The following is a 23,647-nucleotide window of genomic DNA, read 5'->3' on the forward strand; positions in this document are numbered from 1 at the left end:
ATCTGACCCCTGCGTCTGATCTTGTAAAAAGCGGCGGCCAGTTTACCCGAGCGAGTCCGGGACCGCCCAGTTAATCACGACCCGTTTTATTTTCGAGGTGGCCCGTGGCCCGTTCCAAAACTAGCCTTAAGTGGCTGCAAGAGCATTTCAACGACCCTTACGTCAAAATGGCGCAAAAGGATGGCTACCGCTCCCGGGCCAGCTATAAGCTGCTGGAGATCCAGGAAAAGGACAAGTTGATCCGCCCTGGCATGAGCGTTATCGACCTGGGCGCCGCCCCAGGTGGCTGGTCCCAAGTGACCAGTCGTCTGATTGGTGGGCAAGGTCGCTTGATCGCTTCAGATATCCTGGAAATGGACAGCATCCCTGACGTGATCTTTGTTCACGGCGATTTTACCCAGGATGAAGTGCTGGCACAGATACTGGAAGCCGTCGGTAATTCGCAGGTAGACCTTGTGATTTCCGATATGGCCCCCAATATGAGTGGATTACCAGCTGTTGATATGCCGCGAGCCATGTTCCTCTGCGAATTGGCACTGGATCTGGCGGGACGGGTACTACGTCCGGGTGGTGATTTTCTGGTCAAGGTCTTCCAGGGTGAAGGCTTCGACGAGTATCACAAGAACATCCGCAAGCTGTTCGACAAGGTACAGACACGTAAACCTGACTCTTCCCGGGACAGGTCCCGTGAGCAGTATTTGCTGGGTCGCGGCTTCCGTGGCATTGAAGGCGCTGCGAGTGAAGAGCGTTTTTGAGAAATTTGACGGAGGCGATAGGTTTTTTTATATCGCTTTCGTCACGAAGCTTTACGAATATTGTGTAGTCAAAGTTTCACAAAGGGTTACAGACGGCGCCTGCCAGAGTTGTAGGTAATGTAGTAAGTTAGGCCGGTGAATATCATGCGAAGCACGCGCCAGTAGCGGAGCTTGCTTCAGAGGGTAGTTAATTGAACGATATGGCAAAGAATCTGATCCTGTGGTTGATCATCGCGGCTGTCCTCGTGACGGTGATGAACAACTTCTCCAGCCCTAACGAGCCGCAGACCCTCAACTATTCCGACTTCATCCAGCAAGTTAAGGATGGCAAGGTCGAGCGCGTAGCAGTTGATGGCTACGTGATTACCGGCAAGCGCAACGATGGCGACAGCTTCAAGACCATCCGTCCGGCAATCCAGGACAATGGCCTGATCGGCGATCTGGTGGATAACCACGTGGTCGTTGAAGGCAAACAGCCTGAACAGCAAAGCATCTGGACCCAGCTCCTGGTGGCCAGTTTCCCGATCTTGGTGATCATCGCCGTATTCATGTTCTTCATGCGCCAGATGCAAGGTGGTGCGGGAGGCAAGGGCGGGCCGATGAGCTTCGGCAAGAGCAAGGCGCGCCTGCTCTCCGAAGATCAGGTGAAAACCACCCTGGCTGACGTTGCTGGTTGCGACGAAGCCAAGGAAGAAGTGGGTGAACTGGTTGAGTTCCTGCGGGATCCGGGCAAGTTCCAACGTTTGGGCGGCCGTATTCCACGCGGCGTGCTGATGGTTGGCCCGCCAGGTACCGGTAAAACCCTGTTGGCCAAGGCCATTGCAGGCGAAGCCAAAGTACCTTTCTTCACCATTTCCGGTTCCGACTTCGTCGAAATGTTCGTCGGTGTCGGTGCCAGCCGTGTTCGCGATATGTTCGAACAGGCCAAGAAGCACGCGCCATGCATCATCTTCATCGATGAAATCGACGCCGTTGGTCGCCATCGTGGCGCCGGCATGGGCGGCGGTCATGATGAGCGTGAGCAAACTCTTAACCAGTTGCTGGTTGAGATGGACGGCTTCGAAATGAACGACGGCATCATCGTGATTGCTGCGACCAACCGTCCTGACGTACTCGACCCTGCGCTGTTGCGTCCGGGCCGTTTCGACCGTCAGGTTGTGGTCGGTCTGCCGGACATCCGCGGTCGTGAGCAGATTCTGAAAGTGCACATGCGCAAAGTGCCAATGGGCGACGACGTGGCTCCGGCCGTGATTGCCCGTGGTACTCCAGGCTTCTCCGGTGCTGACCTTGCCAACCTGGTGAACGAGGCGTCGCTGTTTGCCGCACGTACCGGCAAGCGCATCGTCGAAATGAAAGAGTTCGAACTGGCGAAAGACAAGATCATGATGGGCGCCGAGCGCAAATCCATGGTCATGTCCGAGAAAGAGAAGCAGAACACTGCTTATCACGAAGCCGGTCACGCCATTGTTGGTCGCGTTGTGCCCGAGCATGATCCGGTCTACAAGGTGTCGATCATTCCTCGTGGCCGGGCGCTGGGCGTTACCATGTTCCTGCCGGAAGAGGATCGCTACAGCCTCTCCAAGCGTGCCTTGATCAGCCAGATCTGCTCGCTGTATGGCGGCCGGATCGCGGAAGAGATGACCTTGGGCTTTGACGGTGTTACCACCGGCGCCTCCAACGACATCATGCGTGCCAGCCAGATTGCCCGGAACATGGTGACCAAGTGGGGCCTTTCGGAAAAACTCGGTCCTTTGATGTATGCCGAGGAAGAAGGTGAAGTGTTCCTGGGTCGTGGCGGTGGCGGTCAAGCTGCCAGCTTCTCCGGCGAGACAGCCAAGCTGATCGATTCCGAAGTGCGCAGCATCATTGACCAGTGCTACGGCACGGCCAAGCAGATCCTCTCCGATAACCGTGACAAGCTCGACGCCATGGCTGACGCCCTGATGAAGTACGAGACCATTGATGCCGAGCAGATTGACGACATCATGGCCGGTCGTACGCCTCGCGAGCCTCGCGATTGGGAAGGTGGTTCGGGTACTTCGGGCACTCCGCCAGTAGTACAGAGCGAGCGTCCTGAAGCCCCGATCGGCGGCCCGGCTGCTGACCATTAAGGTTTGAAATGACTTCTGCGTTGTCCTCGACCCGGTTGCCTTGCGGCAGCCGGGTTCTTGATTTGGCCCATACACACGTTATGGGCATTCTTAATGTAACCCCTGATTCCTTTTCCGACGGCGGTCGCTTCAGTCAGCTTGATGCTGCGTTGCGCCATGCGGAGGCTATGGCGGCTGCCGGGGCGACCCTGATTGATGTCGGTGGCGAATCGACCCGTCCCGGGGCACGTGCAGTTTCTCCTCTGGAAGAGCTTGAGCGGGTTGCGCCGATTGTCGAGCGCATCCATCGAGAGCTGGATGTGATCATTTCTGTCGACACCTCGACACCGGCCGTCATGCGCGAAACTGCGCGGCTGGGCGCAGGGTTGATCAACGATGTGCGTTCCTTGCAGCGAGACGGTGCCTTGGATGCCGCTGCCGCCACTGGCCTGCCAGTTTGCCTGATGCATATGCTCGGTGAGCCGGGCACGATGCAGGATGACCCGCATTACGACAACCTGGTCGGTGAGGTGAAAGGCTTCCTTGCAGAGCGCATGGCTCAATGTGCAGCCGTGGGGATTGCCCCTGAGCGGATAATCCTCGATCCGGGGTTTGGCTTTGCCAAAACCTTGCAGCACAATTTAAGTCTGTTCAAGCATATGGAATCCCTGCATGCCCTTGGTCGCCCTTTGTTGGTCGGCGTTTCGCGCAAGAGCATGATAGGTCTGGCGTTGAATCGTCCGGTGGGTGAGCGGCTGCATGGCGGCCTGGCACTTGCGGCACTTGCCGTGGTCAAGGGTGCACGTATCTTGCGCGTCCATGACGTGGCCGAGACGGTAGATGTGGTGCGAATGATCGCAGCGGTTGAATCAGCCGAATAAGAATGATGGAGCACTTATGACTAAAAAGTATTTTGGCACCGATGGCATCCGCGGTCGGGTCGGCGAATTTCCGATTACTCCCGATTTCATGCTCAAGCTGGGCTGGGCTGCCGGCATGGCGTTCCGCAGCATGGGTGCCTGCCGCATCCTGGTGGGCAAGGACACGCGTATCTCGGGTTACATGTTTGAGTCCGCGCTGGAGGCAGGTCTGTCTGCTGCCGGCGCTGATGTGATGCTGCTGGGGCCGATGCCTACGCCGGCGATCGCTTACCTGACGCGTACCTTCCACGCTGAAGCCGGTATTGTGATCAGTGCTTCGCACAATCCTCACGATGACAACGGTATCAAGTTCTTCTCGGGCCAGGGCACCAAGCTGCCGGACGAGATCGAGCACATGATCGAAGAGTTGCTGGATGCGCCGATGACCGTCGTTGAATCGAGCAAGCTGGGCAAGGTTTCGCGAATTAACGACGCTTCTGGTCGTTACATCGAATTCTGCAAAAGCAGCGTACCAAGCAGTACCAATTTTGCCGGACTGAAAGTCGTCATCGACTGTGCTCACGGCGCGACCTACAAAGTGGCGCCGAGTGTGTTCAAGGAGCTTGGCGCAGACGTTACTGTGCTGTCGGCCCAGCCAAACGGCTTGAACATCAACGACAACTGCGGCTCGACTCATATGGGGCAGTTGCAGGCGGCTGTGCTGGCTGAGCATGCTGATTTGGGTATCGCGTTCGATGGTGATGGTGACCGGGTGTTGATGGTCGACCATACGGGCGCAATTGTTGATGGCGACGACCTGTTGTTCATCATCGCCCGCGACTTGCACGAGCGTAACAAGCTGCAGGGCGGTGTTGTCGGCACCTTGATGAGCAATCTGGGGCTGGAGCTGGCCCTGGCAGATCTGGGTATTCCGTTTGTGCGCGCCAATGTCGGTGACCGCTACGTGATTGCTGATCTGCTGGAGCGTAATTGGCAGGTGGGTGGCGAAAACTCTGGTCATATCGTCTGCTTCCAGCACACGACTACCGGAGATGCGATCATCGCCGCGCTGCAGGTGCTGCTGGCGCTGCGTCGTCGCGAAGAAAGCCTGGCCCAGGCGCGTCAGGCGCTGCGTAAGTGCCCTCAAGTACTGCTCAATGTGCGCTTTGCGGGCGGTGACAACCCTATCGAGCATCCGGCCGTGAAAGAGGCCAGTGAGCGCGTTACTGCTGCCATGGCGGGTCGTGGTCGGGTCTTGCTGCGCAAGTCGGGTACCGAGCCTTTGGTGCGTGTCATGGTCGAAGGCGAGGACGAAACGCAGGTTCGCAGCTATGCCGAAGAGCTGGCAAAACTGGTAACTGAAGTTTGCGCCTGAATTCGGCTTGCCAGTGATGATGTGGTTGGGTAACATCTGCGCCCACTTTGACCGACGAGGTACAGCATGCGTCGCACTATGGTAGCTGGTAACTGGAAGATGCACGGTACCCGCGCCAGTGTCGCTGAGCTGATCAACGGCCTTCGTCACTTGGCCTTGCCTAGCGGTGTTGATGTCGCGGTATTCCCACCTTGCTTGTATATCAATCAAGTGATTGATGGCTTGAAAGGTAAGTCGATTCAGGTCGGCGCGCAGAACTCTGCAGTGGAATCCATGCAAGGTGCGTTGACCGGTGAGATTGCGCCGAGTCAGCTGGTTGATGCGGGTTGTTCCCTGGTGCTTGTTGGGCACTCCGAGCGCCGCCAGATCATGGGCGAGCGTGATGGGACACTCAATCGCAAATTCGCGGCGGCACAGGCTTGTGGCTTGATTCCGGTGTTGTGCATAGGGGAGACCCTTGAGCAGCGTGAGTCCGGTAAAACTCTTGAGGTTGTCGGGCGTCAGCTGGGCAGCATCATCGAGGAGCTGGGAGTCGGTGCCTTTGCAAATGCAGTAATCGCTTACGAGCCGGTCTGGGCCATTGGTACCGGGCTGACTGCTTCGCCGCAACAGGCGCAGGATGTGCACGCAGCCATCCGCGCGCAGTTGGCGGCAGAGAATTCTGAGGTCGCGCGAGGTGTGCGGCTTCTATACGGCGGCAGCGTGAAGGCGGCCAATGCGGTCGAACTGTTCGGCATGCCGGATATCGATGGGGGGCTCATTGGTGGAGCTTCCCTGAATGCAGATGAGTTCGGTGCGATTTGTCGCGCCGCGGGAAACTGAAAAAATGCTGGAAACAGTCATCGTTGTTTTTCATCTGCTGGGTGCACTGGGCGTAGTTGCTCTGGTTTTGCTGCAGCAGGGTAAAGGTGCGGACGCTGGTGCGTCTTTCGGGGCAGGTGCTTCAAATACTGTGTTCGGAAGCCAAGGTTCCTCTACCTTTCTTAGTAAGTTTACTGCTATACTTGCCGCCGGTTTCTTCATAACCAGCTTGGGGTTAGGTTACTTTGCTAAAGAGAAAGCTCATGTGCTGACTCAAGTAGGTCTCCCAAATCCAGCAGTGTTGGAAGTACCAAAAGCAAAACCGGCTTCTGATGATGTCCCGGTGCTTCAAGAGCAAAAGTCGGCTACTCCAGCGACTGACGTACCTCCAGCTCAAGAGCAGAAGTAAGAAGGTTGTAAACGCTGTATTGCCGAGGTGGTGGAATTGGTAGACACGCAACCTTGAGGTGGTTGTGCCCATAGGGTGTAGGGGTTCGAGTCCCCTTCTCGGTACCAATTATCAGGAGAGCCCGCTGTTGCGGGCTTTCTTGTAGGTGGAAGGTTACATTGACCCTGTAAGGGATCGGTCGTATACTTCCGCCCCAGCTTTGTCGCGGGGTGGAGCAGTCTGGTAGCTCGTCGGGCTCATAACCCGAAGGTCGTCGGTTCAAATCCGGCCCCCGCAACCAGTTTTAGCGGAGCCCCTTTTAAGGGGCTTTTTGTTAGCTGGACACTTTCAACGCCGCTGTTCGACGGCGTTTCAAGGATGGGCGTTTCGCCCATTTTTTTATTTTGCACAGCATGCACATACATGCACGAGGGGGTTCAGGTGTCGAGCAAGCTAGAAGAGTTGCAGGCCTTGTTGGCCCCGGTGATCGTGGCCCTAGGCTATGAATGCTGGGGTATTGAGTTTTCGGCTCAAGGTCGCCACTCAATGTTGCGCGTTTATATCGATAAAGAGGGCGGCGTGCTGGTGGACGATTGTGCCATTGTCAGCCGTCAGATCAGCGGTGTCCTGGATGTTGAAGATCCGATCTCCGTTGAATACACCCTCGAAGTTTCCTCGCCTGGCATGGAACGCCCACTGTTCACTATTGATCAGTTTGCAAAATTTGCCGGTGAACAAGTGAAGATCAAGCTGCGTTCTCCCTTTGAAGGACGACGCAACTTTCAGGGCCTTCTGCGCGGTGTAGAAGAGCAGGACGTCGTGGTGCAGGTAGAAGACCATGAGTTCCTGTTGCCGATCGATATGATCGACAAGGCCAACATTATTCCCAGTTTTGACTGAGACGCGGATCCCGCGGATCCAATGGCTTGCGAAAGGCGAGGCGTACGATGAGCAAAGAAGTACTGCTGGTTGTTGAGTCGGTATCCAATGAAAAGGGCGTACCGGCAAACGTGATTTTTGAAGCGCTGGAGCTGGCCCTGGCCACTGCTACCAAAAAGCGTTTTGAAGACGAAGTTGATCTGCGTGTGGAAATTAACCGCCACACCGGTGCCTACGAGACTTTCCGTCGCTGGACGGTCGTCGAAGAAGCCGATCTTGATGATCCGGCCATCGAAACCTGGCCGAGCAAGGTTGCTGAAACGCATCCGGGCGCCCAGGTCGGTGATGTCGTCGAAGAAAAGATCGAGTCCATCGAGTTCGGTCGCATCGCTGCACAGACTGCCAAGCAAGTCATCGTGCAGAAGGTCCGCGAAGCCGAGCGCGCTCAAGTCGTTGACGCTTATCGCGAGCGCCTGGGTGAAATCATCTCCGGCACCGTGAAAAAAGTCACCCGCGACAATGTGATCGTCGACCTGGGTAACAACGCTGAAGCGTTGCTGGCCCGCGAAGACATCATCTCTCGCGAAACTTTCCGGGTTGGCGTGCGTTTGCGTGCGCTGCTCAAGGAAATCCGCACCGAGAACCGCGGCCCTCAGTTGATCCTGTCGCGTACTGCGCCGGAAATGCTGATCGAGTTGTTCCGCATCGAAGTGCCGGAAATTGCCGAAGGCCTGATCGAAGTCATGGCTGCGTCCCGCGATCCGGGTTCGCGCGCCAAGATCGCGGTCCGCTCCAAGGACAAACGCATCGACCCGCAAGGTGCTTGCATTGGTATGCGCGGTTCGCGCGTCCAGGCAGTGTCGGGCGAATTGGGCGGTGAGCGTGTGGACATCGTCCTGTGGGACGATAACCCGGCGCAGTTTGTGATCAACGCAATGTCGCCAGCTGAAGTGGCGGCAATTATCGTTGACGAGGATGCCCATGCAATGGACATCGCCGTTGGCGCAGACAATCTGGCTCAGGCCATCGGTCGCGGTGGTCAGAACGTACGTTTGGCCAGCCAGTTGACCGGCTGGACCCTGAACGTGATGACCGAATCGGACATCCAGGCTAAGCAGCAAGCAGAAACCGGTGACATCCTGCGCAACTTCATCGACGAGCTGGAAGTCGACGAAGACCTGGCACAGGTGCTGGTAGATGAAGGCTTTACCAGCCTGGAAGAGATTGCCTACGTACCGTTGGAAGAAATGCTCAACATCGACGGCTTTGACGAAGACACCGTCAACGAGCTTCGCGCTCGGGCCAAGGATCGTTTGTTGACTAAAGCCATCGCTACTGAGGAAAAGCTGGCAGACGCCCATCCGGCCGAAGACCTGCTCTCGCTTGAGGGTATGGACAAGGATTTGGCGATGGAACTGGCGGTGCGCGGCGTAATTACCCGCGAAGACCTGGCCGAGCAGTCTATTGACGACCTGCTCGACATCGACGGCATTGACGATGATCGTGCCGGCAAGTTGATCATGGCCGCCCGAGCCCATTGGTTCGAGTAATTAGGCGCGGCCTGAGGAGAGAAGTGCATGACGCAAGTCACGGTGAAACAACTGGCCGATGAGGTCAAAACACCGGTAGAGCGCCTGTTGCAGCAGATGCGTGAGGCAGGTCTGCCGCACACCGCCGCCGACGAAGGTGTGAGCGATAGTGAGAAGCAGTCTTTGCTGACTCACTTGAAGAGCAGCCACAAGGCGAAAGTGGAAGAACCGCGCAAGATTACATTGCAGCGCAAAACCACCAGCACCCTGCGTGTTGCTGGTAGCAAGAGCATCAGCGTTGAAGTACGCAAGAAGAAAGTCTTCGTACAGCGCAGCCCGGAAGAAATCGAAGCCGAGCGCAAACGCGACCTGGAAGAACGTCGCGCAGTAGAAAACGCTGCTCGTCAGAAGGCTGAAGAAGAAGCCAAGCGTCGCGCCGAAGAAGAAGCGCGTCGCCAGCCTGCTGCTGCGCAACCTGCTAACACTGACGCAGTTGCCGCGCCTAGCGCGCCTGTAGAAGCTGTTCGTGAGGCCGCTCCGGTTGCCGCCGCGCCTGCTCCTGCAGCCGACGCTCGCAAACGCGAAGAACCTCGTCGTCCGGACAAACCACGTGCCGACGATAACAATCGTCGTGGCAGTGGCGATGGTGAGCGCAAAAACGCTCCACATCGTGCTTCGGTCAAAGAGAAGGCGCCAGCGCCACGCGTTGCTCCACGTACTACCGACGAAGAAAGCGACAGCTTCCGTCGCGGTGGTCGCGGCAAGGCCAAGCTGAAAAAACGCAACGCCCACGGTTTCCAGAGCCCAACCGGCCCTGTCGTGCGTGATGTGCAGATCGGCGAGACCATCACTGTTGGCGACCTCGCCAATCAGATGTCGGTCAAGGCTGCTGAAATCATCAAGTTCATGTTCAAACTGGGTACCCCAGCGACCATCAACCAGGTACTGGATCAGGAAACTGCCCAACTGGTTGCTGAAGAGCTGGGCCACAAAGTGACCCTGGTCAGCGACACCGCCCTGGAAGATTCCCTGGCCGAGTCCCTGAAGTTTGAAGGCGAGACCTTCTCCCGTGCGCCAGTCGTGACCGTAATGGGCCACGTTGACCATGGTAAGACTTCGCTGCTCGACTATATCCGTCGTGCCAAGGTAGCTGCAGGCGAAGCCGGCGGCATCACCCAGCACATCGGTGCATACCACGTTGAAACCGAACGCGGCATGGTCACCTTCCTCGACACCCCTGGTCACGCTGCGTTTACCGCCATGCGTGCCCGTGGTGCCAAGGCGACTGACATCGTGATCCTGGTAGTTGCAGCGGACGACGGCGTAATGCCGCAGACCATTGAAGCTGTCCAGCACGCCAAGGCCGCTGGTGTTCCACTGGTTGTTGCAGTGAACAAAATCGACAAGCCGGGCGCCGATCTCGATCGCATCCGTAGCGAGCTGTCGGTTCACGGCGTGACTTCTGAAGAGTGGGGCGGTGATACGCCATTCGTTTCGGTTTCGGCGAAAGTCGGTACCGGTGTAGACGAACTGCTCGAAGCTGTTCTGCTGCAAGCCGAAGTTCTCGAACTGAAAGCAACTCCATCGGCCCCGGGTCGTGGTGTTGTGGTTGAATCGCGTCTCGACAAAGGTCGTGGCCCGGTTGCAACCGTTCTGGTTCAAGACGGTACCCTGCGCCAAGGCGACATGGTTCTGGTCGGTTCGAACTACGGCCGTGTACGTGCCATGCTCGACGAGAACGGCAAGCCAATCAAGGAAGCCGGTCCTTCCATCCCTGTCGAGATCCTCGGCCTGGACGGTACCCCGGACGCTGGCGACGAGATGAGCGTGCTGTCGGATGAGAAGAAAGCCCGTGAAGTGGCTCTGTTCCGTCAAGGCAAGTTCCGCGAAGTCAAGCTGGCCCGTGCTCACGCCGGCAAGCTGGAAAACATCTTCGAGAACATGGGCCAGGCAGAGAAGAAGACGCTTAACATCGTCCTCAAATCTGACGTTCGTGGTTCCCTCGAAGCGTTGAACGGCGCCTTGAATGGCCTGGGTAACGACGAAGTGCAAGTGCGTGTTGTTGGTGGCGGTGTCGGTGGTATCACCGAATCCGACGCCAACCTGGCACTGGCTTCCAACGCTGTACTGTTTGGCTTCAACGTGCGTGCCGATGCTGGCGCACGGAAGATCGTCGAGCAGGAAGGCCTGGACATGCGTTACTACAACGTCATCTACGACATCATCGAAGACGTCAAGAAAGCCCTCACCGGCATGCTTGGCAGCGACGTCCGGGAGAACATCCTGGGTGTGGCCGAGGTGCGTGACGTGTTCCGCTCGCCGAAATTCGGCGCGATCGCCGGTTGCATGGTTATCGAAGGTGTTGTGCACCGTAACCGTCCAATCCGTGTACTGCGTGAAGACATCGTTATCTTCGAAGGCGAGCTGGAATCCCTGCGCCGCTTCAAGGATGACGCTTCCGAAGTACGTGCCGGCATGGAATGCGGTATCGGCGTCAAGAGCTACAACGACGTCAAAGCGGGTGACAAGATCGAAGTCTACGAGAAGGTTCAGGTTGCTCGCAGCCTCTAACTCGGGCACTTCAAGGGCCACGCGGCGCCCTGGCATGCAAATGCCTGGCGCCGTGTTCGGACTCTAAACGCAACGCCCGGTCTGGCTTTTGTCAGGCCGGGCGTTTGCCGCTTTCAGACCCCACGGGTTTCACCGTGTGGCAGTAACAGGTAACAAGACATGGCAAAAGAATACAGCCGTACCCAACGTATCGGCGATCAGATGCAGCGTGAGCTGGCACAGCTGATCCGTCGTGAAGTAAAAGACCCACGTGTTGGCCTGGTCACCATCACCGCCGTTGAAGTCAGCCGTGACGTTGGTCACGCCAAGATCTTCATCACCGTGATGGGCCAGGACAGCAGCGAAGAAATCGCGCAAAGCATCAAGGTGCTCAACTCTGCCGCAGGCTTCCTGCGCATGCAGTTGGCCCGTGAGATGAAGCTGCGCAGCGTCCCTCAGTTGCACTTCCACTACGACGAAAGCGTCGTGCGTGGCGCGCACCTGTCGGCACTGATCGAGCGGGCCGTGGCTGAAGACAATCAGCACCCGGTATCCGCCACGCCTGAAGACGCCAAGGAGTAATCGGTGGCTCAGGTCAAACGTATCCGTCGTAACGTCAGCGGCATCATTCTGCTCGACAAGCCCATTGGCTTTACCTCCAATGCGGCGCTGCAGAAGGTCCGTTGGCTGCTCAATGCCGAGAAGGCAGGGCACACCGGTAGCCTCGACCCATTGGCAACTGGCGTGTTGCCGTTGTGCTTTGGCGAGGCCACCAAGTTTTCGCAATACCTGCTCGATTCCGACAAGGGTTACGAAACCCTGATGCAACTGGGCAAGACCACCACCACGGCAGACGCTGAAGGTGATGTTTTGCAGGTTCGCGAAGTGACCGTTGGTCGTGCTGATATCGAGGCTGCCTTACCTGCTTTTCGTGGGCAAATCAGTCAGATACCGCCGATGTACTCGGCTCTCAAGCGTGATGGCCAGCCGCTTTACAAGCTGGCACGTGCAGGTGAAGTGGTGGAGCGCGAACCGCGTTCTGTTACTATTGCGCGCTTGGAATTGCTCGCCGCTGAAGGCGACACTGCCCGGTTGGCGGTGGACTGCAGCAAAGGCACCTATATCCGTACCCTTGTGGAAGATATCGGTGAGCAACTAGGCTGTGGCGCATACGTTGCAGAACTGCGACGCACCCAGGCAGGCCCTTTCACGCTGGCCCAGACGGTCACGCTGGAAGAGTTGGAAGCGGTACATGCCGAAGGCGGCAACGAAGCGGTTGATCGCTTCCTGATGCCATCGGACAGCGGTTTGCTGGATTGGCCATTGCTGCACTTCTCGGAGCACAGCGCGTTCTACTGGCTTAACGGCCAGCCAGTACGTGCACCGGATGCCCCGAAGTTCGGCATGGTGCGGGTACAAGATCATAACGGTCGCTTTATCGGTATCGGTGAAGTGAGCGAAGACGGGCGCATCGCGCCGCGTCGACTGATTCGGTCAGAATGACCGAACGAGGGTGGCTGTTAACAGGCACGGTCACTACTCATTTTTAGATACAGGGATTTGTCCCTGGCCTGTTGAAACCGCCCTTTGGGTGGTTTCCTGAAAAAAGGATTGCCTCATGGCTCTCGACGTTCAAGAAAAAGCTCAAATCGTAGCTGACTACCAGCAAGCTGTTGGTGACACTGGTTCGCCAGAAGTGCAAGTTGCACTGCTGACCCACAACATCAACAAGCTGCAAGGTCACTTCAAGGCCAACGGTAAAGATCACCACTCCCGTCGTGGTCTGATCCGCATGGTAAACCAGCGTCGTAAGCTGCTGGACTACCTGAAAGGCAAGGATCTGGGTCGTTATCAGGCTCTGATCGGTCGCCTGGGTCTGCGTCGCTAATAAGCGATTGCGCTAGAGGTTGGTTGGCTGTCGTGTGTCAGTGGGTTTCCCGCTGGCCCATGGCAGGCTTCCAGCCTCAAGTTTTATCTGGATACACGTTTTACCCTGGACAGGCGTTGGGCCGATTCCCGACATTGCCCAAGAATTTCGCAAGAAGACAAGTTCCCCAAGAGCCACAAAGAAGGTAGGACACCGTGAACCCGGTTATCAAAAAATTCCAGTTCGGTCAGTCGACCGTTACCCTCGAGACAGGCCGTATCGCCCGTCAAGCCTCCGGCGCAGTGCTGGTTACCGTTGACGACGACGTCACCGTATTGGTGACCGTTGTAGGCGCCAAGACCGCTGACCCAAGCAAAGGCTTCTTCCCTCTTTCCGTTCACTACCAGGAAAAGACTTACGCTGCCGGTAAGATCCCTGGTGGTTTCTTCAAGCGCGAAGGCCGTCCTTCCGAGAAAGAAACCCTGACTTCCCGACTGATCGACCGTCCGATCCGTCCGCTGTTCCCAGAAGGCTTCATGAACGAAGTGCAGGTTGTCTGCACCGTCGTTTCCACCAGCAAGAAGACCGATCCGGACGTCGCTGCGATGATCGGTACCTCGGCTGCCCTGGCCATCTCCGGTATTCCTTTCGATGGCCCGATCGGCGCTGCCCGTGTTGCGTTCCACGAAAGCACCGGCTACCTGCTGAACCCGACTTACGAACAACAGAAAGCTTCGAGCCTGGACATGGTCGTTGCCGGTACTTCGGAAGCCGTTCTGATGGTTGAATCGGAAGCCAAAGAGCTGACCGAAGACCAGATGCTGGGTGCAGTACTGTTTGCTCACGACGAGTTCCAGGTCGTGATCAACGCTGTTAAAGAACTGGCTGCTGAAGCTGCCAAGCCAACCTGGACCTGGGCTCCTCAGCCAGAAGCTACCGCACTGCTGGGCGCTATCCGCTCCGAGTTCGGCACCGCTATCTCCGACGCCTACACCATCACCATCAAGGCCGACCGTTACGCTCGCCTGGGTGAGTTGAAGGACCAGGTTGTTGCCAAGCTGTCCGGTGAAGAAGGCCAGCCTTCTTCCAGCGAAGTCAAAGCAGCCTTCGGCGAAATCGAATACCGCACCGTTCGCGAAAACATCGTTAACGGCAAGCCACGTATCGACGGCCGCGACACTCGCACCGTACGTCCGCTGAACATCGAAGTCGGCGTTCTGCCAAAAACCCACGGTTCGGCCCTGTTCACCCGTGGTGAAACCCAGGCTCTGGTAGTCGCGACGCTGGGTACTGCCCGTGACGCACAGCTACTGGACACCCTGGAAGGCGAGAAAAAAGACCCGTTCATGCTGCACTACAACTTCCCTCCGTTCTCGGTAGGTGAGTGTGGTCGCATGGGTGGCGCTGGTCGTCGCGAAATCGGTCACGGCCGTCTGGCCCGTCGTTCGATTGCTGCGATGCTGCCTGCCGCCGACGTGTTCCCGTACACCATTCGTGTTGTGTCGGAAATCACCGAGTCCAACGGTTCCAGCTCCATGGCTTCGGTCTGCGGTGCTTCCCTGGCTCTGATGGACGCTGGCGTACCGATGAAGGCACCTGTTGCCGGTATCGCCATGGGCCTGGTTAAAGAAGGCGAGAAGTTCGCCATCCTGACCGACATCCTGGGTGACGAAGACCACCTCGGCGACATGGACTTCAAAGTAGCCGGTACCGCCAAAGGTGTTACCGCGCTGCAGATGGACATCAAGATCAAGGGCATCACCGAAGAAATCATGGAAATCGCTCTGGGCCAAGCCCTGGAAGCGCGCCTGAATATCCTCGGTCAGATGAACCAGATCATTGGTCAGTCCCGTACCGAACTGTCGGAAAATGCTCCGACCATGATCGCGATGAAAATCGACACCGACAAAATCCGTGATGTTATCGGTAAAGGCGGCGCGACCATTCGTGCGATCTGTGAAGAGACCAAGGCTTCGATCGACATCGAAGACGACGGTTCGATCAAGATCTTCGGCGAAACCAAGGAAGCGGCTGAAGCTGCACGTCAGCGCGTCCTGGGTATCACCGCTGAAGCCGAGATCGGCAAGATCTACGTCGGTAAGGTTGAGCGCATCGTCGACTTCGGCGCATTCGTCAACATCCTGCCTGGCAAGGACGGCCTGGTTCACATCTCCATGCTGAGCGATGCTCGCGTTGAGAAAGTGACCGACATCCTGAAAGAAGGCCAGGAAGTGGAAGTGCTGGTACTGGACGTGGACAACCGCGGCCGTATCAAGCTGTCCATCAAGGACGTAGCAGCAGCCAAGGCTTCGGGCGTTTAATCACCACGTCGCTGTAAGCTGAAAAAAGGACTCTTCGGAGTCCTTTTTTTATGCCTGCGGGAAAGTGTCGCGAAATCAGGCGTTTAGCCAATCTCAAAAGCCGCAACTTGCATGCAGGCACGGTCGTCTTCATGCAAGTTGCACGATTCCGAAAATTGACAGATTTCATAACGTGTTGTTTTATAAGGATTTAATGGATCGTCTCGAGTTGGCACACTGCCTGCAATATCCCTGTTAACGCTGCAGCATCAAGGTTTACGTACTGCAGACTTTTAATAAAACAGGAGTTACTCGTATGAAGAAGTTCGCTCTCGCTACTGCTACCGCTCTGACCCTGGCCATGGGTGCTAACGTAGCCTTTGCTCAGACTTCCCAAGCCCCAATGACGTTGGCGGCCGGTGAAGTCACCAAGGCTAAAGAGTCCACTTCGGATACCTGGATCACCACCAAAGTCAAAGCTGACCTGCTGACCGAGAAAGGTATTCCTGGTTCGGACATTAAGGTAGAAACCAACAAAGGTGTGGTTTCCCTGTCCTCGACAGTCGCTATCTCCGACGCGCAGAAAGCCACTGCTGTAGCGATCACCAAAAAAATCAAAGGCGTAACCGCAGTTTCGGCTGACGGCCTGATGGCTGGCGGTGCTACCAAGGCTGATAACGTCGACAAAACCAAAAGCGCAGCTGCTGGCGCCAAAGAGTCCACCTCGGACACTTGGATCACCACCAAAGTGAAAGCTGACCTGGTAACCGAGAAAGGTATTCCTGGCACCGACATCAAAGTCGAAACCAACAAAGGTGTAGTTTCCCTGTCGTCGACCGTCGCAGTGACTGAAGCACAGAAAACCACCGCGGTGAACATCACCAAGAAAATCAAAGGCGTTAAAGCTGTATCGGCCGACGGCCTGAAAGCAGAGTAACGCTTAACGAATCGCCTGAGCTAGGCGGAGGCGGCCACGAGCGAGTTAGATATCCGCTCAATGCACCTCACAGGTTCATGCGACCGACCACACGGATGTGGTCATTACAGGCCCCGGCACTTGTGCCGGGGCCTGTTCTATTGTGGGTAGAAAAGTGGGGGGTTAGCGAGGCTCTTGTGGCGAGGGGGCTTGTCCCCCGTTGGGCCGCGTAGCGGCCCCTTGGTATGACGACGGTGACCTGCCTGAATGACCGCGACGCCCTGATTGGGGCCGCTGCGCAGCCCAACGGGGGACAAGCCCCCTCGCCACAGGTGCTCAGCAGGCGCCGGATTATTCGGCATCCAGATGCATCGGTGTCACCACCCGACCATCTTTCTCCGCCTGCCCGAGATTGGCATCGATAAAGTAAACCCGATCATCTTCCAGCTGGCCATTGTCCACCAGATAGTCCTTGATCGCGCTGGCGCGGTCCTGGCCCAGTTGGCGCAGCAACACGTCACTGCCACTCCAGAACTTGATCACACCGTCCCGCAGCTTGGCGGTGCGCTCGTCATTGCTCAGGTCTTTCCACTCGGCCGGCGGCTGTTGTTTCAGGCGGGTACGGTAGATGCCTTCCAGCAGCGGGGCCTTTTCCTTTTCCGGGACTTCAAGCAGTGACGCCTGGGCCGGGACCTTATCGCCACGGCGCTGGAGGATCTTGTAGTAGTTGTACTGGTATTCGCGTTCCAGCCGCTGTGCGGCCAACAGCGGACCGTCACTGCTGGCAGCGGCGGTGCCTTCGATCTCCAGGCGCAGGGCAGGGCGCTCCTTGAGGGCCTTGGCCAGGCTGTCCAGTGCCGACTGGGACTCCTTGCTCAGCTCACTGGAACCTGCGGCGAACGACACGTTGCCAAGGTCTTGTGCACCACCACCGCTAATCAACCCGCCAATGAACTTGAAGGGCGCAGTGGCCGCGCGTACCACCAGGTTACGCAGGGTCTGCCAGACAATCGGCATCACGCTGAATTGCGGGTTGTTCAAGTCGCCGGTCACCGGCAGCTCAATGGAGATCTTGCCGTCGGAATCCTTGAGCAGAGCAATCGCCAGGCGTATCGGCAGGTCCACGGCATCAGCACTGTCGACCCTCTCACCCAGTTGCAGTTGCTCGACCACCACCTTGTTCTCGGCCTTCAACTGGCCCTTGGTGATGACGTAATGCAGGTCCAGGTTGAGCCGGCCCTTGCGGATACGGAACCCGGCGAACTTGCCCGAGTAGGGCGTCAGGTTGGTCAGTTCGACACGTTTGAAGCTGGTGGCGATGTCCAGCGCAGCCATTGGGTCAAACGGGTTCACATTGCCCTTGATGGTCACCGGCGCATAACGGTCGACCTTGCCCTTGATGTCGACGCTCGCTGGCTTGGCCTGGCGACTGTCGATGGTGCCGATCTGGCCGTTGAGCTGTTGAATCGCCGTGGCGAAGTTCGGGGTCAGGCTGAAGTCGGCAAAGTTGGCCGAACCGTCGTTGATCGCAATTTGACCAATATGAATGCCCAGGGGCTTCTCTTTGCCGGCCGCAGGTTTGGCCGCGGACTTGCTGCCGCTGTCGGCCGGCTGTGGGATCAGCAGGTCATCGATGTTGGTGGTACGGTCATCGTTGATCATGAAGCGCGCATAAGGCTGCAGCAGGTTGACCTTGTCGATCGACAGGCTGTCGCCATGTTGATAATTCACGCCTTCCAGCACCAGGCGCTGCCATTTCAGGAAGTCGCGGGTCTTCAGGGTGTCCAGGGTGTGCAACTGATCGACCTGTGCCCGGCCAGTCACCTGGAACGCCAAAGGCTCGGTGCTTTTCAGGTTCACGTCGAGGTTGCTGCCGAGCATGCCGCTACGCAGTTCCAGGCGGATAAACGGGCTGATGTAGGACTGGGCGACGCGCAGGTCGATGTCCTTGGTATCCACTTTCAGCTTGGCGCTGACCGGGTTCAGGTTGACCTGGCCGGTCGCCTGGAGCTTGCCCTGTTTGCCTACGCCGGTATCCAGCTTGAGGGTAAACGGGCTTTGGTTGAGGCTGTCGAAATCCTGCAGGTCAAGGTTCAGCGGCCCCACTTCCAGGGCGACTGCCGGCTTGGCGGAACGGTCCGCCAGGTGCACTTGATAGTTGCGCAGTTGCACATCCTTGAGCAGCACTTGCCATGGTTTGCTCGGCGCTGCCGGTGCGGGCTTTGGCGAGTCGGCGGTGGCGGGTGCGGTGGCTGGCTCGGCGGAGGGTGCAGGCTTGCTCGGTTGGCTGGCAAACAGTTTCTGCCAATCCAGTTGGCCGTCTGCTTCAAGGGCTGCCCAGGTTTCGAGCTTGTTGCTGCGGATCTTGCCGACAATTACCTGCTGCTTGGCCAGGTCGACAGTGGTGTCGCTGACTTCCAGCTTCTCAAGGCGGGCAAGTGGCCGGCCATCCGGGGCTTTGATCGCAAACGGCGCGACACTCAGGGCGACGTTGGTCAGGTTCAGCTCGGTTTCCTTGGCCAGGCTCAGCTTGTAGTCGGTGCTGAAATTGAGGATGCCGTCTTCCAGAACCAGCGGTAACGCGTCACGTACATACGGCCACCAGACTTTCATCTTGCCGTCGGTAACCTTGAGTTTGCCCTCGGAGGCAATCGGGATGAGGCTGAAGTTACCGGTCCAATCGATCTGCCCGCCTTCAGGGCCGGCCGCAACCAGCGTCATATCAGCGTTGTCTTCGGGCAGCGTGCTGAGGTGTTTCAGCTCGAAATCCAGCTTGTCGTAGAGAAACTCGATCGGTTCGCTGGGGCGCAAATCCTGGAAGTGCACATAGCCGGCTGCCAGCTTGATGTTATCAATGCGCAGCGGGAACGGCTTGGCGTTGGGGTCGGTGGACGTCGGCTCGCTGGCTGGCAATTTGAACAGTTGCGCCAGGTTGAGTTGGCCGGACTTGTCGAACAGCAGCTCGGTCTTGGGCTTGTCGAGCTGTACGTCAGCCAGGTGCAGGGCGCGGGTCCATAGGCTGTCGATCTGCAGGTTGGCATAGAGGCGTTCAAAGCCCACTTGCTCCTTGCCAGGCTCACCGATATTCAGGCCCCACACGGTCAATTCGAGGCTGAACGGGTTGAGCTCGATACGCTCGATGCGCGCCGGCACGGTGGCGTAATTGGCCAACTGTTGGTTGGCCACGCGAAGGGCGATGCCGGGGAGAATAAGGAAGCCCAGCAAACTGTACAGAGCAAGGGCGGTCAGCAAGGCGCCAGCGGCGCGAATCAATCCTTTGGGCATATGTGACGCCATCTATGTCAATCAAGAGTGCCTTGGAGTATGGCACGGGTTTACGGTTCCGAAGCAACGGGCCTTTATTCCTGCGGCCAGGCTCTTTTGGGACAGATCCTACAACTGCAGGATCAGCGTCTTCAGCGGAGGCTGCTGGTCTTGCGACGGGAAGTCTGCGCCAGGGGGCATGATCTGCCAGTCACGTACCGGGCGCCCGGCCTTTTCGGCGCAGCGCAGGACCTGGTCGCGCCAGTCGTCCATGCTGACTTTTGCCAGGTTGTTGCAGCAGATCAGCACGCCGTTGTCGGCGGTGGCCAGCAGTGCCGGCTTGAGCAGGCTCTGATAGTCGCGCAGCAGGTCGACGGTGCCGAACGCGCTCTTGGCCCAGGCGGGAGGGTCAAGCAGTACCAGGTCGTATTGGCGTTGCTCCAGGCGTGGATAACTCGGTAGTTTCTGGCCGCGACGCTGGCTGATGGGCAGGCCGGCCAGTTGGCGGATTGCCGGGAAGTAGTCGGACTGCACGAATTCCATCGTCGGCAATTGCGGATTGAGCAGGCCGTTTTCGCGACCGACCGCGAGATTACCCTCGGCAAAGTCCAGGTTGCACACCTCACGGGCGCCACCGGCAGCCGCGCTCAGGCCTACGCCACAGGTGTAGGCAAACAGGTTCAGCACGCTTTTACCGGCGCTGTGTGTCTTGACCCAGCCGCGGGTATTGCGCAGGTCGAGGAACAGCAGCGGGTCTTGCCCTGCATGGCGGCCGCGTACGCGGTAGTTGAGGTCCCATTCGTGGCCGATCAAGTCTTCCAGGGCCGCAGGTTCCGCGCGGTACACCGTGTCTTCACGGTCGATGCGCGAGTTGCCCCGGGAGCGGTCGTTGTAGACCAGCAGCAGTTCCAGCCCCAGGTACTGGTTGATCGCCTGGTGCAGTTGCAGCAGGTCGTCGCTTTCCAGCGACTGGTGAAAGCTTTGCACCAGCAGTTGCGGGCCGTAGCGGTCGATCGTCAGGCCGCCGGCGCCTTCCTGGCTGCCGTGGAACAGGCGATAGCAATCGGTGCCTTGGGCATGCAGCTCAGCGAGCAGGTCTTGGCGATGATCGAGGGCGGCGCGCAGCGCCTGATTCAAGGAAGACATATTGCGCGCCTTGCAGAGTAATGGGGGCGCGGGAGTTTAACAGTTATGGCTCCAGCAGGCCCATTCGCCTGTGGGCCCGTTGCACCGAACCGTTGCGCATGGCCCAGCGTAGCAATGGCGCGCTGCGCTTGACCCCGGCGCGAATCATCTGGCGTTGCAGCGGGCTTTGCTTCTGCCCGAGCATGTCGCTGGCCCAGTCTGGCAGCAGGTCGATGCCGGCCTGCATCATCAGCGAGCCAAACGGCTTGGCCAAGGTGCTGGGGGACGGCGCATTCACCAGCAGACGCAGCACTTCGTGGCTGCGGTCGTCACACAGCAGTTGCGGGCGAATGCGCTCAAGGTAGTCGGAAATTTCCTGACGTGAGCGCGGCACATGGCGCGCACCCAGTTGCTCAGCCACCAGGGCGATTTCGCTGTAGTACCGGTCTTGATCCCTGGGGGATAGTTCCGGGTTGCAATAACGCAGGTGGGCCGCAAGAAAGTTACTGACCTCCGCCACATGCACCCACGTCAGCAATTCCGGATCGCTGGCGGCATACGGTCGACCATCAGGCGCATGCCCCACCACTTGCAGGTGGATGGTGCGCACTTTCTCGATCAGCCATTCGGCGTCACGTCGTGAGCCAAACGTGGTGCCGGAAATAAATTGCGAGGTGCGACGTAGCCGCCCCAGCATGTCTTGCCGAAAGTTCGAATGGTCCCACACGCCGGCCAGGGCCAACGGGTGCAACGCCTGCAACATCAGCGCGCTGATGCCGCCAATCAACATGCTGCTGAAGTCGCCATGGACCTTCCAGCTCACCGAGTTCGGGCCAAAGAGACCTGGATCGCCCTTGGGGTTTTCCAGGTCGAGTTGGCCGAGCGATAGGCCGGTCAGGCTCATCAGCTGGTTTTCGATGCGGCTGCGAATGAATTCCATGGGTTCCTATCGGTTGAGGCGTTTGTCGATCAGGCCATCCACCACGCTCGGGTCGGCCAGGGTGGAAGTATCTCCCAGGCTGTCCAGTTCATTGCAGGCAATCTTGCGCAAAATCCGCCGCATGATCTTGCCTGAGCGGGTTTTCGGCAAGGCCGGTGCCCATTGAATCAGTTCGGGCTTGGCGAAGCTGCCGATTTCCTTGCTCACCAGGTCCAGCAAGTGCTTTTTCAGCGCGTCGTCGGGCTCAACGCCATTCATGGGCGTGACGAAGGCATAGATGCCCTGGCCCTTGACGTCGTGGGGATAGCCCACCACGGCGGCTTCGGCGACCTGATCATGCAACACCAGGGCGCTTTCCACCTCGGCGGTGCCGATACGATGCCCGGACACGTTGATCACATCATCGATACGCCCGGTGATCCAGTAATCGCCGTCCTCGTCCCGCCGGGCGCCGTCGCCGGTGAAGTAGTAGCCGGGGTAGGGTTTGAAATAGGTGTCGATCATCCGCTGCGGGTCGCCGTACACGCTGCGGATTTGCCCTGGCCAGCTGGACTTGATCGCCAGCACGCCGCTGCCGGCGCCGCTGATTTCCTTGCCTTGCTCATCAAGCAGCACCGGCACTACGCCAAACATCGGCTGGGTAGCACAGCCGGGTTTGATGCGCTGGGCGCTGACCAGCGGGCTGAGCATGATGCCGCCGGTTTCGGTCTGCCACCAGGTGTCGACAATCGGGCAGCGTTGTTCGCCGACCGCGTTGAAGTACCAGTCCCAGGCCTCCGGGTTGATCGGCTCGCCGACACTGCCCAGCAGGCGCAGGCTGGCGCGGGAGGTATTTTCCAATGGGCCGTGGCCTTCACGCATCAGCGCGCGCAAGGCGGTAGGCGCGGTGTAGAAGATGTTGACCTTGTGTTTGTCGATTACCTGCCAGAAGCGCGAGCTGTCCGGATAGCTCGGCACACCCTCGAACATCAGCGATGTGGCGCCATTGGCCAGCGGCCCATAGACGATATAACTGTGGCCGGTGACCCAGCCGACATCTGCAGTGCACCAGAACACTTCGCCGTCGCGGTAGTCGAGGACGTACTTGAATGTCATCGCAGCCTGCAACAGGTAACCGCCGGTGGTGTGGAGCACACCTTTGGGTTTGCCGGTGCTGCCGGAGGTATAGAGGATAAACAGCGGGTCTTCCGCCTCCATCGGCTCGGGCGGGCAGTCGTCGCTGGCCGCATCCAGGGCCTGTTGATACTTGAGGTCGCGGCCTTCGGTCCAATTGACCGCCGCGCCGGTGCGCTGCACCACCAGAACTGTGCTGACGTCCGGGCAACTGGCCAGGGCCTTGTCGACATTCTGTTTCAGCGCCACAGGCTTGCCACCGCGCACGCCTTCATCGGCGGTGATCACCGTGCGGCAGTCGGCGTCGAGAATACGGTCGCGCAGAGCGTCCGGCGAGAAACCACCAAACACCACCGAATGCACCGCGCCGATCCGCGTACAGGCGAGCATCGCGTAGGCCGCCTCGGGAATCATCGGCATGTAGATACACACCCGGTCGCCTTTCTTTACGCCGCGGCTTTTCAGCACGTTGGCCAGGCGGCTGACGTTTTGGTGCAGTTGGCGGTAGGTGATTGTCGAAGACGTTGCAGGATCATCGCCTTCCCAGATGAAGGCCGGCTGGTCGGCACGTTGCGCCAGGTGGCGGTCGATGCAGTTGTAACTGACGTTCAGTTGGCCGCCGGCAAACCATTGGGCGGCGCCGGTCTTGATGTCGGATTTCTGAACGGTTTGCCAAGGCGTGGACCAGTCGAGAAAGCGCTTGGCTTGCTCGGCCCAAAAGGTATCGGGTTGTTCGACGGATTGGCGGTAGAGGCGCTGGTAGTCATCTTGACTGAGTTGCGCAGCCCGGCGGACGGCATCGGCGGTGGGGAACGTGCTGATATCGAACATGAGGGATCCTTATTCTTGTTTTTGCGACAAGCAATAAAGATGCACCCTGTGGCAGGCGGGTTCA

At 58.2% G+C, this 23,647-nt stretch carries 18 protein-coding genes and 2 tRNA genes; 16 read left to right on the forward strand and 4 right to left on the reverse strand.

Annotation, left to right across the window (positions count from 1 at the left end; translation table 11 throughout):
- Nucleotides 1-104 precede the first annotated feature (104 nt).
- From rlmE to ACA046_RS04030, 16 genes are all read left to right on the forward strand, one after another.
- A complete protein-coding gene (gene rlmE / locus ACA046_RS03955; protein ID WP_497675946.1) occupies nt 105-755 on the forward strand; it encodes a 23S rRNA (uridine(2552)-2'-O)-methyltransferase RlmE in 651 nt (216 codons plus the stop codon).
- A gap of 200 nt (nt 756-955) precedes the next feature.
- Nucleotides 956-2,866, forward strand: coding sequence for an ATP-dependent zinc metalloprotease FtsH (gene ftsH / locus ACA046_RS03960; protein WP_459025968.1), 1,911 nt, complete (start codon nt 956-958; stop codon nt 2,864-2,866).
- Between the two features lie 8 nt (nt 2,867-2,874).
- Nucleotides 2,875-3,726 carry a dihydropteroate synthase gene (folP, locus tag ACA046_RS03965; RefSeq protein WP_497675947.1) on the forward strand — a complete coding sequence of 284 codons (852 nt, stop codon included), beginning with the start codon at nt 2,875-2,877 and terminating at the stop codon, nt 3,724-3,726.
- Between the two features lie 16 nt (nt 3,727-3,742).
- Nucleotides 3,743-5,080 (forward strand): phosphoglucosamine mutase, encoded by a 1,338-nt coding sequence (gene glmM, locus ACA046_RS03970; protein ID WP_497675948.1) that lies wholly within the window; start codon nt 3,743-3,745, stop codon nt 5,078-5,080.
- Between the two features lie 66 nt (nt 5,081-5,146).
- On the forward strand, nt 5,147-5,902 hold the full coding sequence (tpiA, locus tag ACA046_RS03975; RefSeq protein ID WP_063033212.1) for a triose-phosphate isomerase: 756 nt from the start codon (nt 5,147-5,149) through the stop codon (nt 5,900-5,902).
- A 4-nt stretch (nt 5,903-5,906) separates the two neighbouring features.
- A complete protein-coding gene (gene secG, locus ACA046_RS03980; RefSeq protein ID WP_026078118.1) occupies nt 5,907-6,290 on the forward strand; it encodes a preprotein translocase subunit SecG in 384 nt (127 codons plus the stop codon).
- 21 nt (nt 6,291-6,311) lie between these two features.
- Nucleotides 6,312-6,397 (forward strand) — tRNA-Leu (locus ACA046_RS03985).
- A gap of 96 nt (nt 6,398-6,493) precedes the next feature.
- Nucleotides 6,494-6,570: transfer RNA gene (locus ACA046_RS03990), tRNA-Met, on the forward strand.
- A 140-nt stretch (nt 6,571-6,710) separates the two neighbouring features.
- On the forward strand, nt 6,711-7,169 hold the full coding sequence (gene rimP / locus ACA046_RS03995) for a ribosome maturation factor RimP (protein ID WP_159442625.1): 459 nt from the start codon (nt 6,711-6,713) through the stop codon (nt 7,167-7,169).
- 47 nt (nt 7,170-7,216) lie between these two features.
- Nucleotides 7,217-8,698: a transcription termination factor NusA gene (gene nusA, locus ACA046_RS04000; protein ID WP_003212187.1), complete on the forward strand. Its 1,482-nt coding sequence runs from the start codon at nt 7,217-7,219 to the stop codon at nt 8,696-8,698.
- Between the two features lie 27 nt (nt 8,699-8,725).
- On the forward strand, nt 8,726-11,248 hold the full coding sequence (gene infB, locus ACA046_RS04005; RefSeq protein ID WP_076013750.1) for a translation initiation factor IF-2: 2,523 nt from the start codon (nt 8,726-8,728) through the stop codon (nt 11,246-11,248).
- A 159-nt stretch (nt 11,249-11,407) separates the two neighbouring features.
- Entirely contained in the window at nt 11,408-11,809 is a 402-nt protein-coding gene (rbfA, locus tag ACA046_RS04010; protein ID WP_017478568.1) for a 30S ribosome-binding factor RbfA, read from the forward strand.
- Between the two features lie 3 nt (nt 11,810-11,812).
- A complete protein-coding gene (gene truB / locus ACA046_RS04015; RefSeq protein WP_003212182.1) occupies nt 11,813-12,730 on the forward strand; it encodes a tRNA pseudouridine(55) synthase TruB in 918 nt (305 codons plus the stop codon).
- Nucleotides 12,731-12,845: 115 nt separating this feature from the next.
- Nucleotides 12,846-13,115: a 30S ribosomal protein S15 gene (gene rpsO, locus ACA046_RS04020; protein ID WP_003176135.1), complete on the forward strand. Its 270-nt coding sequence runs from the start codon at nt 12,846-12,848 to the stop codon at nt 13,113-13,115.
- Between the two features lie 194 nt (nt 13,116-13,309).
- On the forward strand, nt 13,310-15,415 hold the full coding sequence (gene pnp, locus ACA046_RS04025; protein WP_076013749.1) for a polyribonucleotide nucleotidyltransferase: 2,106 nt from the start codon (nt 13,310-13,312) through the stop codon (nt 15,413-15,415).
- Nucleotides 15,416-15,710: 295 nt separating this feature from the next.
- Nucleotides 15,711-16,331, forward strand: coding sequence for a BON domain-containing protein (locus tag ACA046_RS04030; RefSeq protein WP_003212178.1), 621 nt, complete (start codon nt 15,711-15,713; stop codon nt 16,329-16,331).
- 330 nt (nt 16,332-16,661) lie between these two features.
- Here the strand turns inward: ACA046_RS04030 and ACA046_RS04035 are convergent, their stop codons facing one another.
- The 4 genes from ACA046_RS04035 to acs all read right to left on the reverse strand — a co-directional run bounded on the left by ACA046_RS04035 (nt 16,662) and on the right by acs (nt 23,583).
- Nucleotides 16,662-19,595: a DUF748 domain-containing protein gene (locus tag ACA046_RS04035; protein WP_497675949.1), complete on the reverse strand. Its 2,934-nt coding sequence runs from the start codon at nt 19,593-19,595 to the stop codon at nt 16,662-16,664.
- Nucleotides 19,596-19,703: 108 nt separating this feature from the next.
- Nucleotides 19,704-20,720 carry a class I SAM-dependent rRNA methyltransferase gene (locus ACA046_RS04040; protein ID WP_459025978.1) on the reverse strand — a complete coding sequence of 339 codons (1,017 nt, stop codon included), beginning with the start codon at nt 20,718-20,720 and terminating at the stop codon, nt 19,704-19,706.
- A gap of 43 nt (nt 20,721-20,763) precedes the next feature.
- On the reverse strand, nt 20,764-21,639 hold the full coding sequence (locus ACA046_RS04045) for an oxygenase MpaB family protein (protein WP_459025980.1): 876 nt from the start codon (nt 21,637-21,639) through the stop codon (nt 20,764-20,766).
- A gap of 6 nt (nt 21,640-21,645) precedes the next feature.
- Nucleotides 21,646-23,583, reverse strand: a complete 1,938-nt coding sequence (acs, locus tag ACA046_RS04050) for an acetate--CoA ligase (protein ID WP_497675950.1) — start codon at nt 23,581-23,583, stop codon at nt 21,646-21,648.
- Nucleotides 23,584-23,647: the final 64 nt, after the last annotated feature.

Source organism: Pseudomonas sp. LBUM1641, assembly GCF_059716235.1.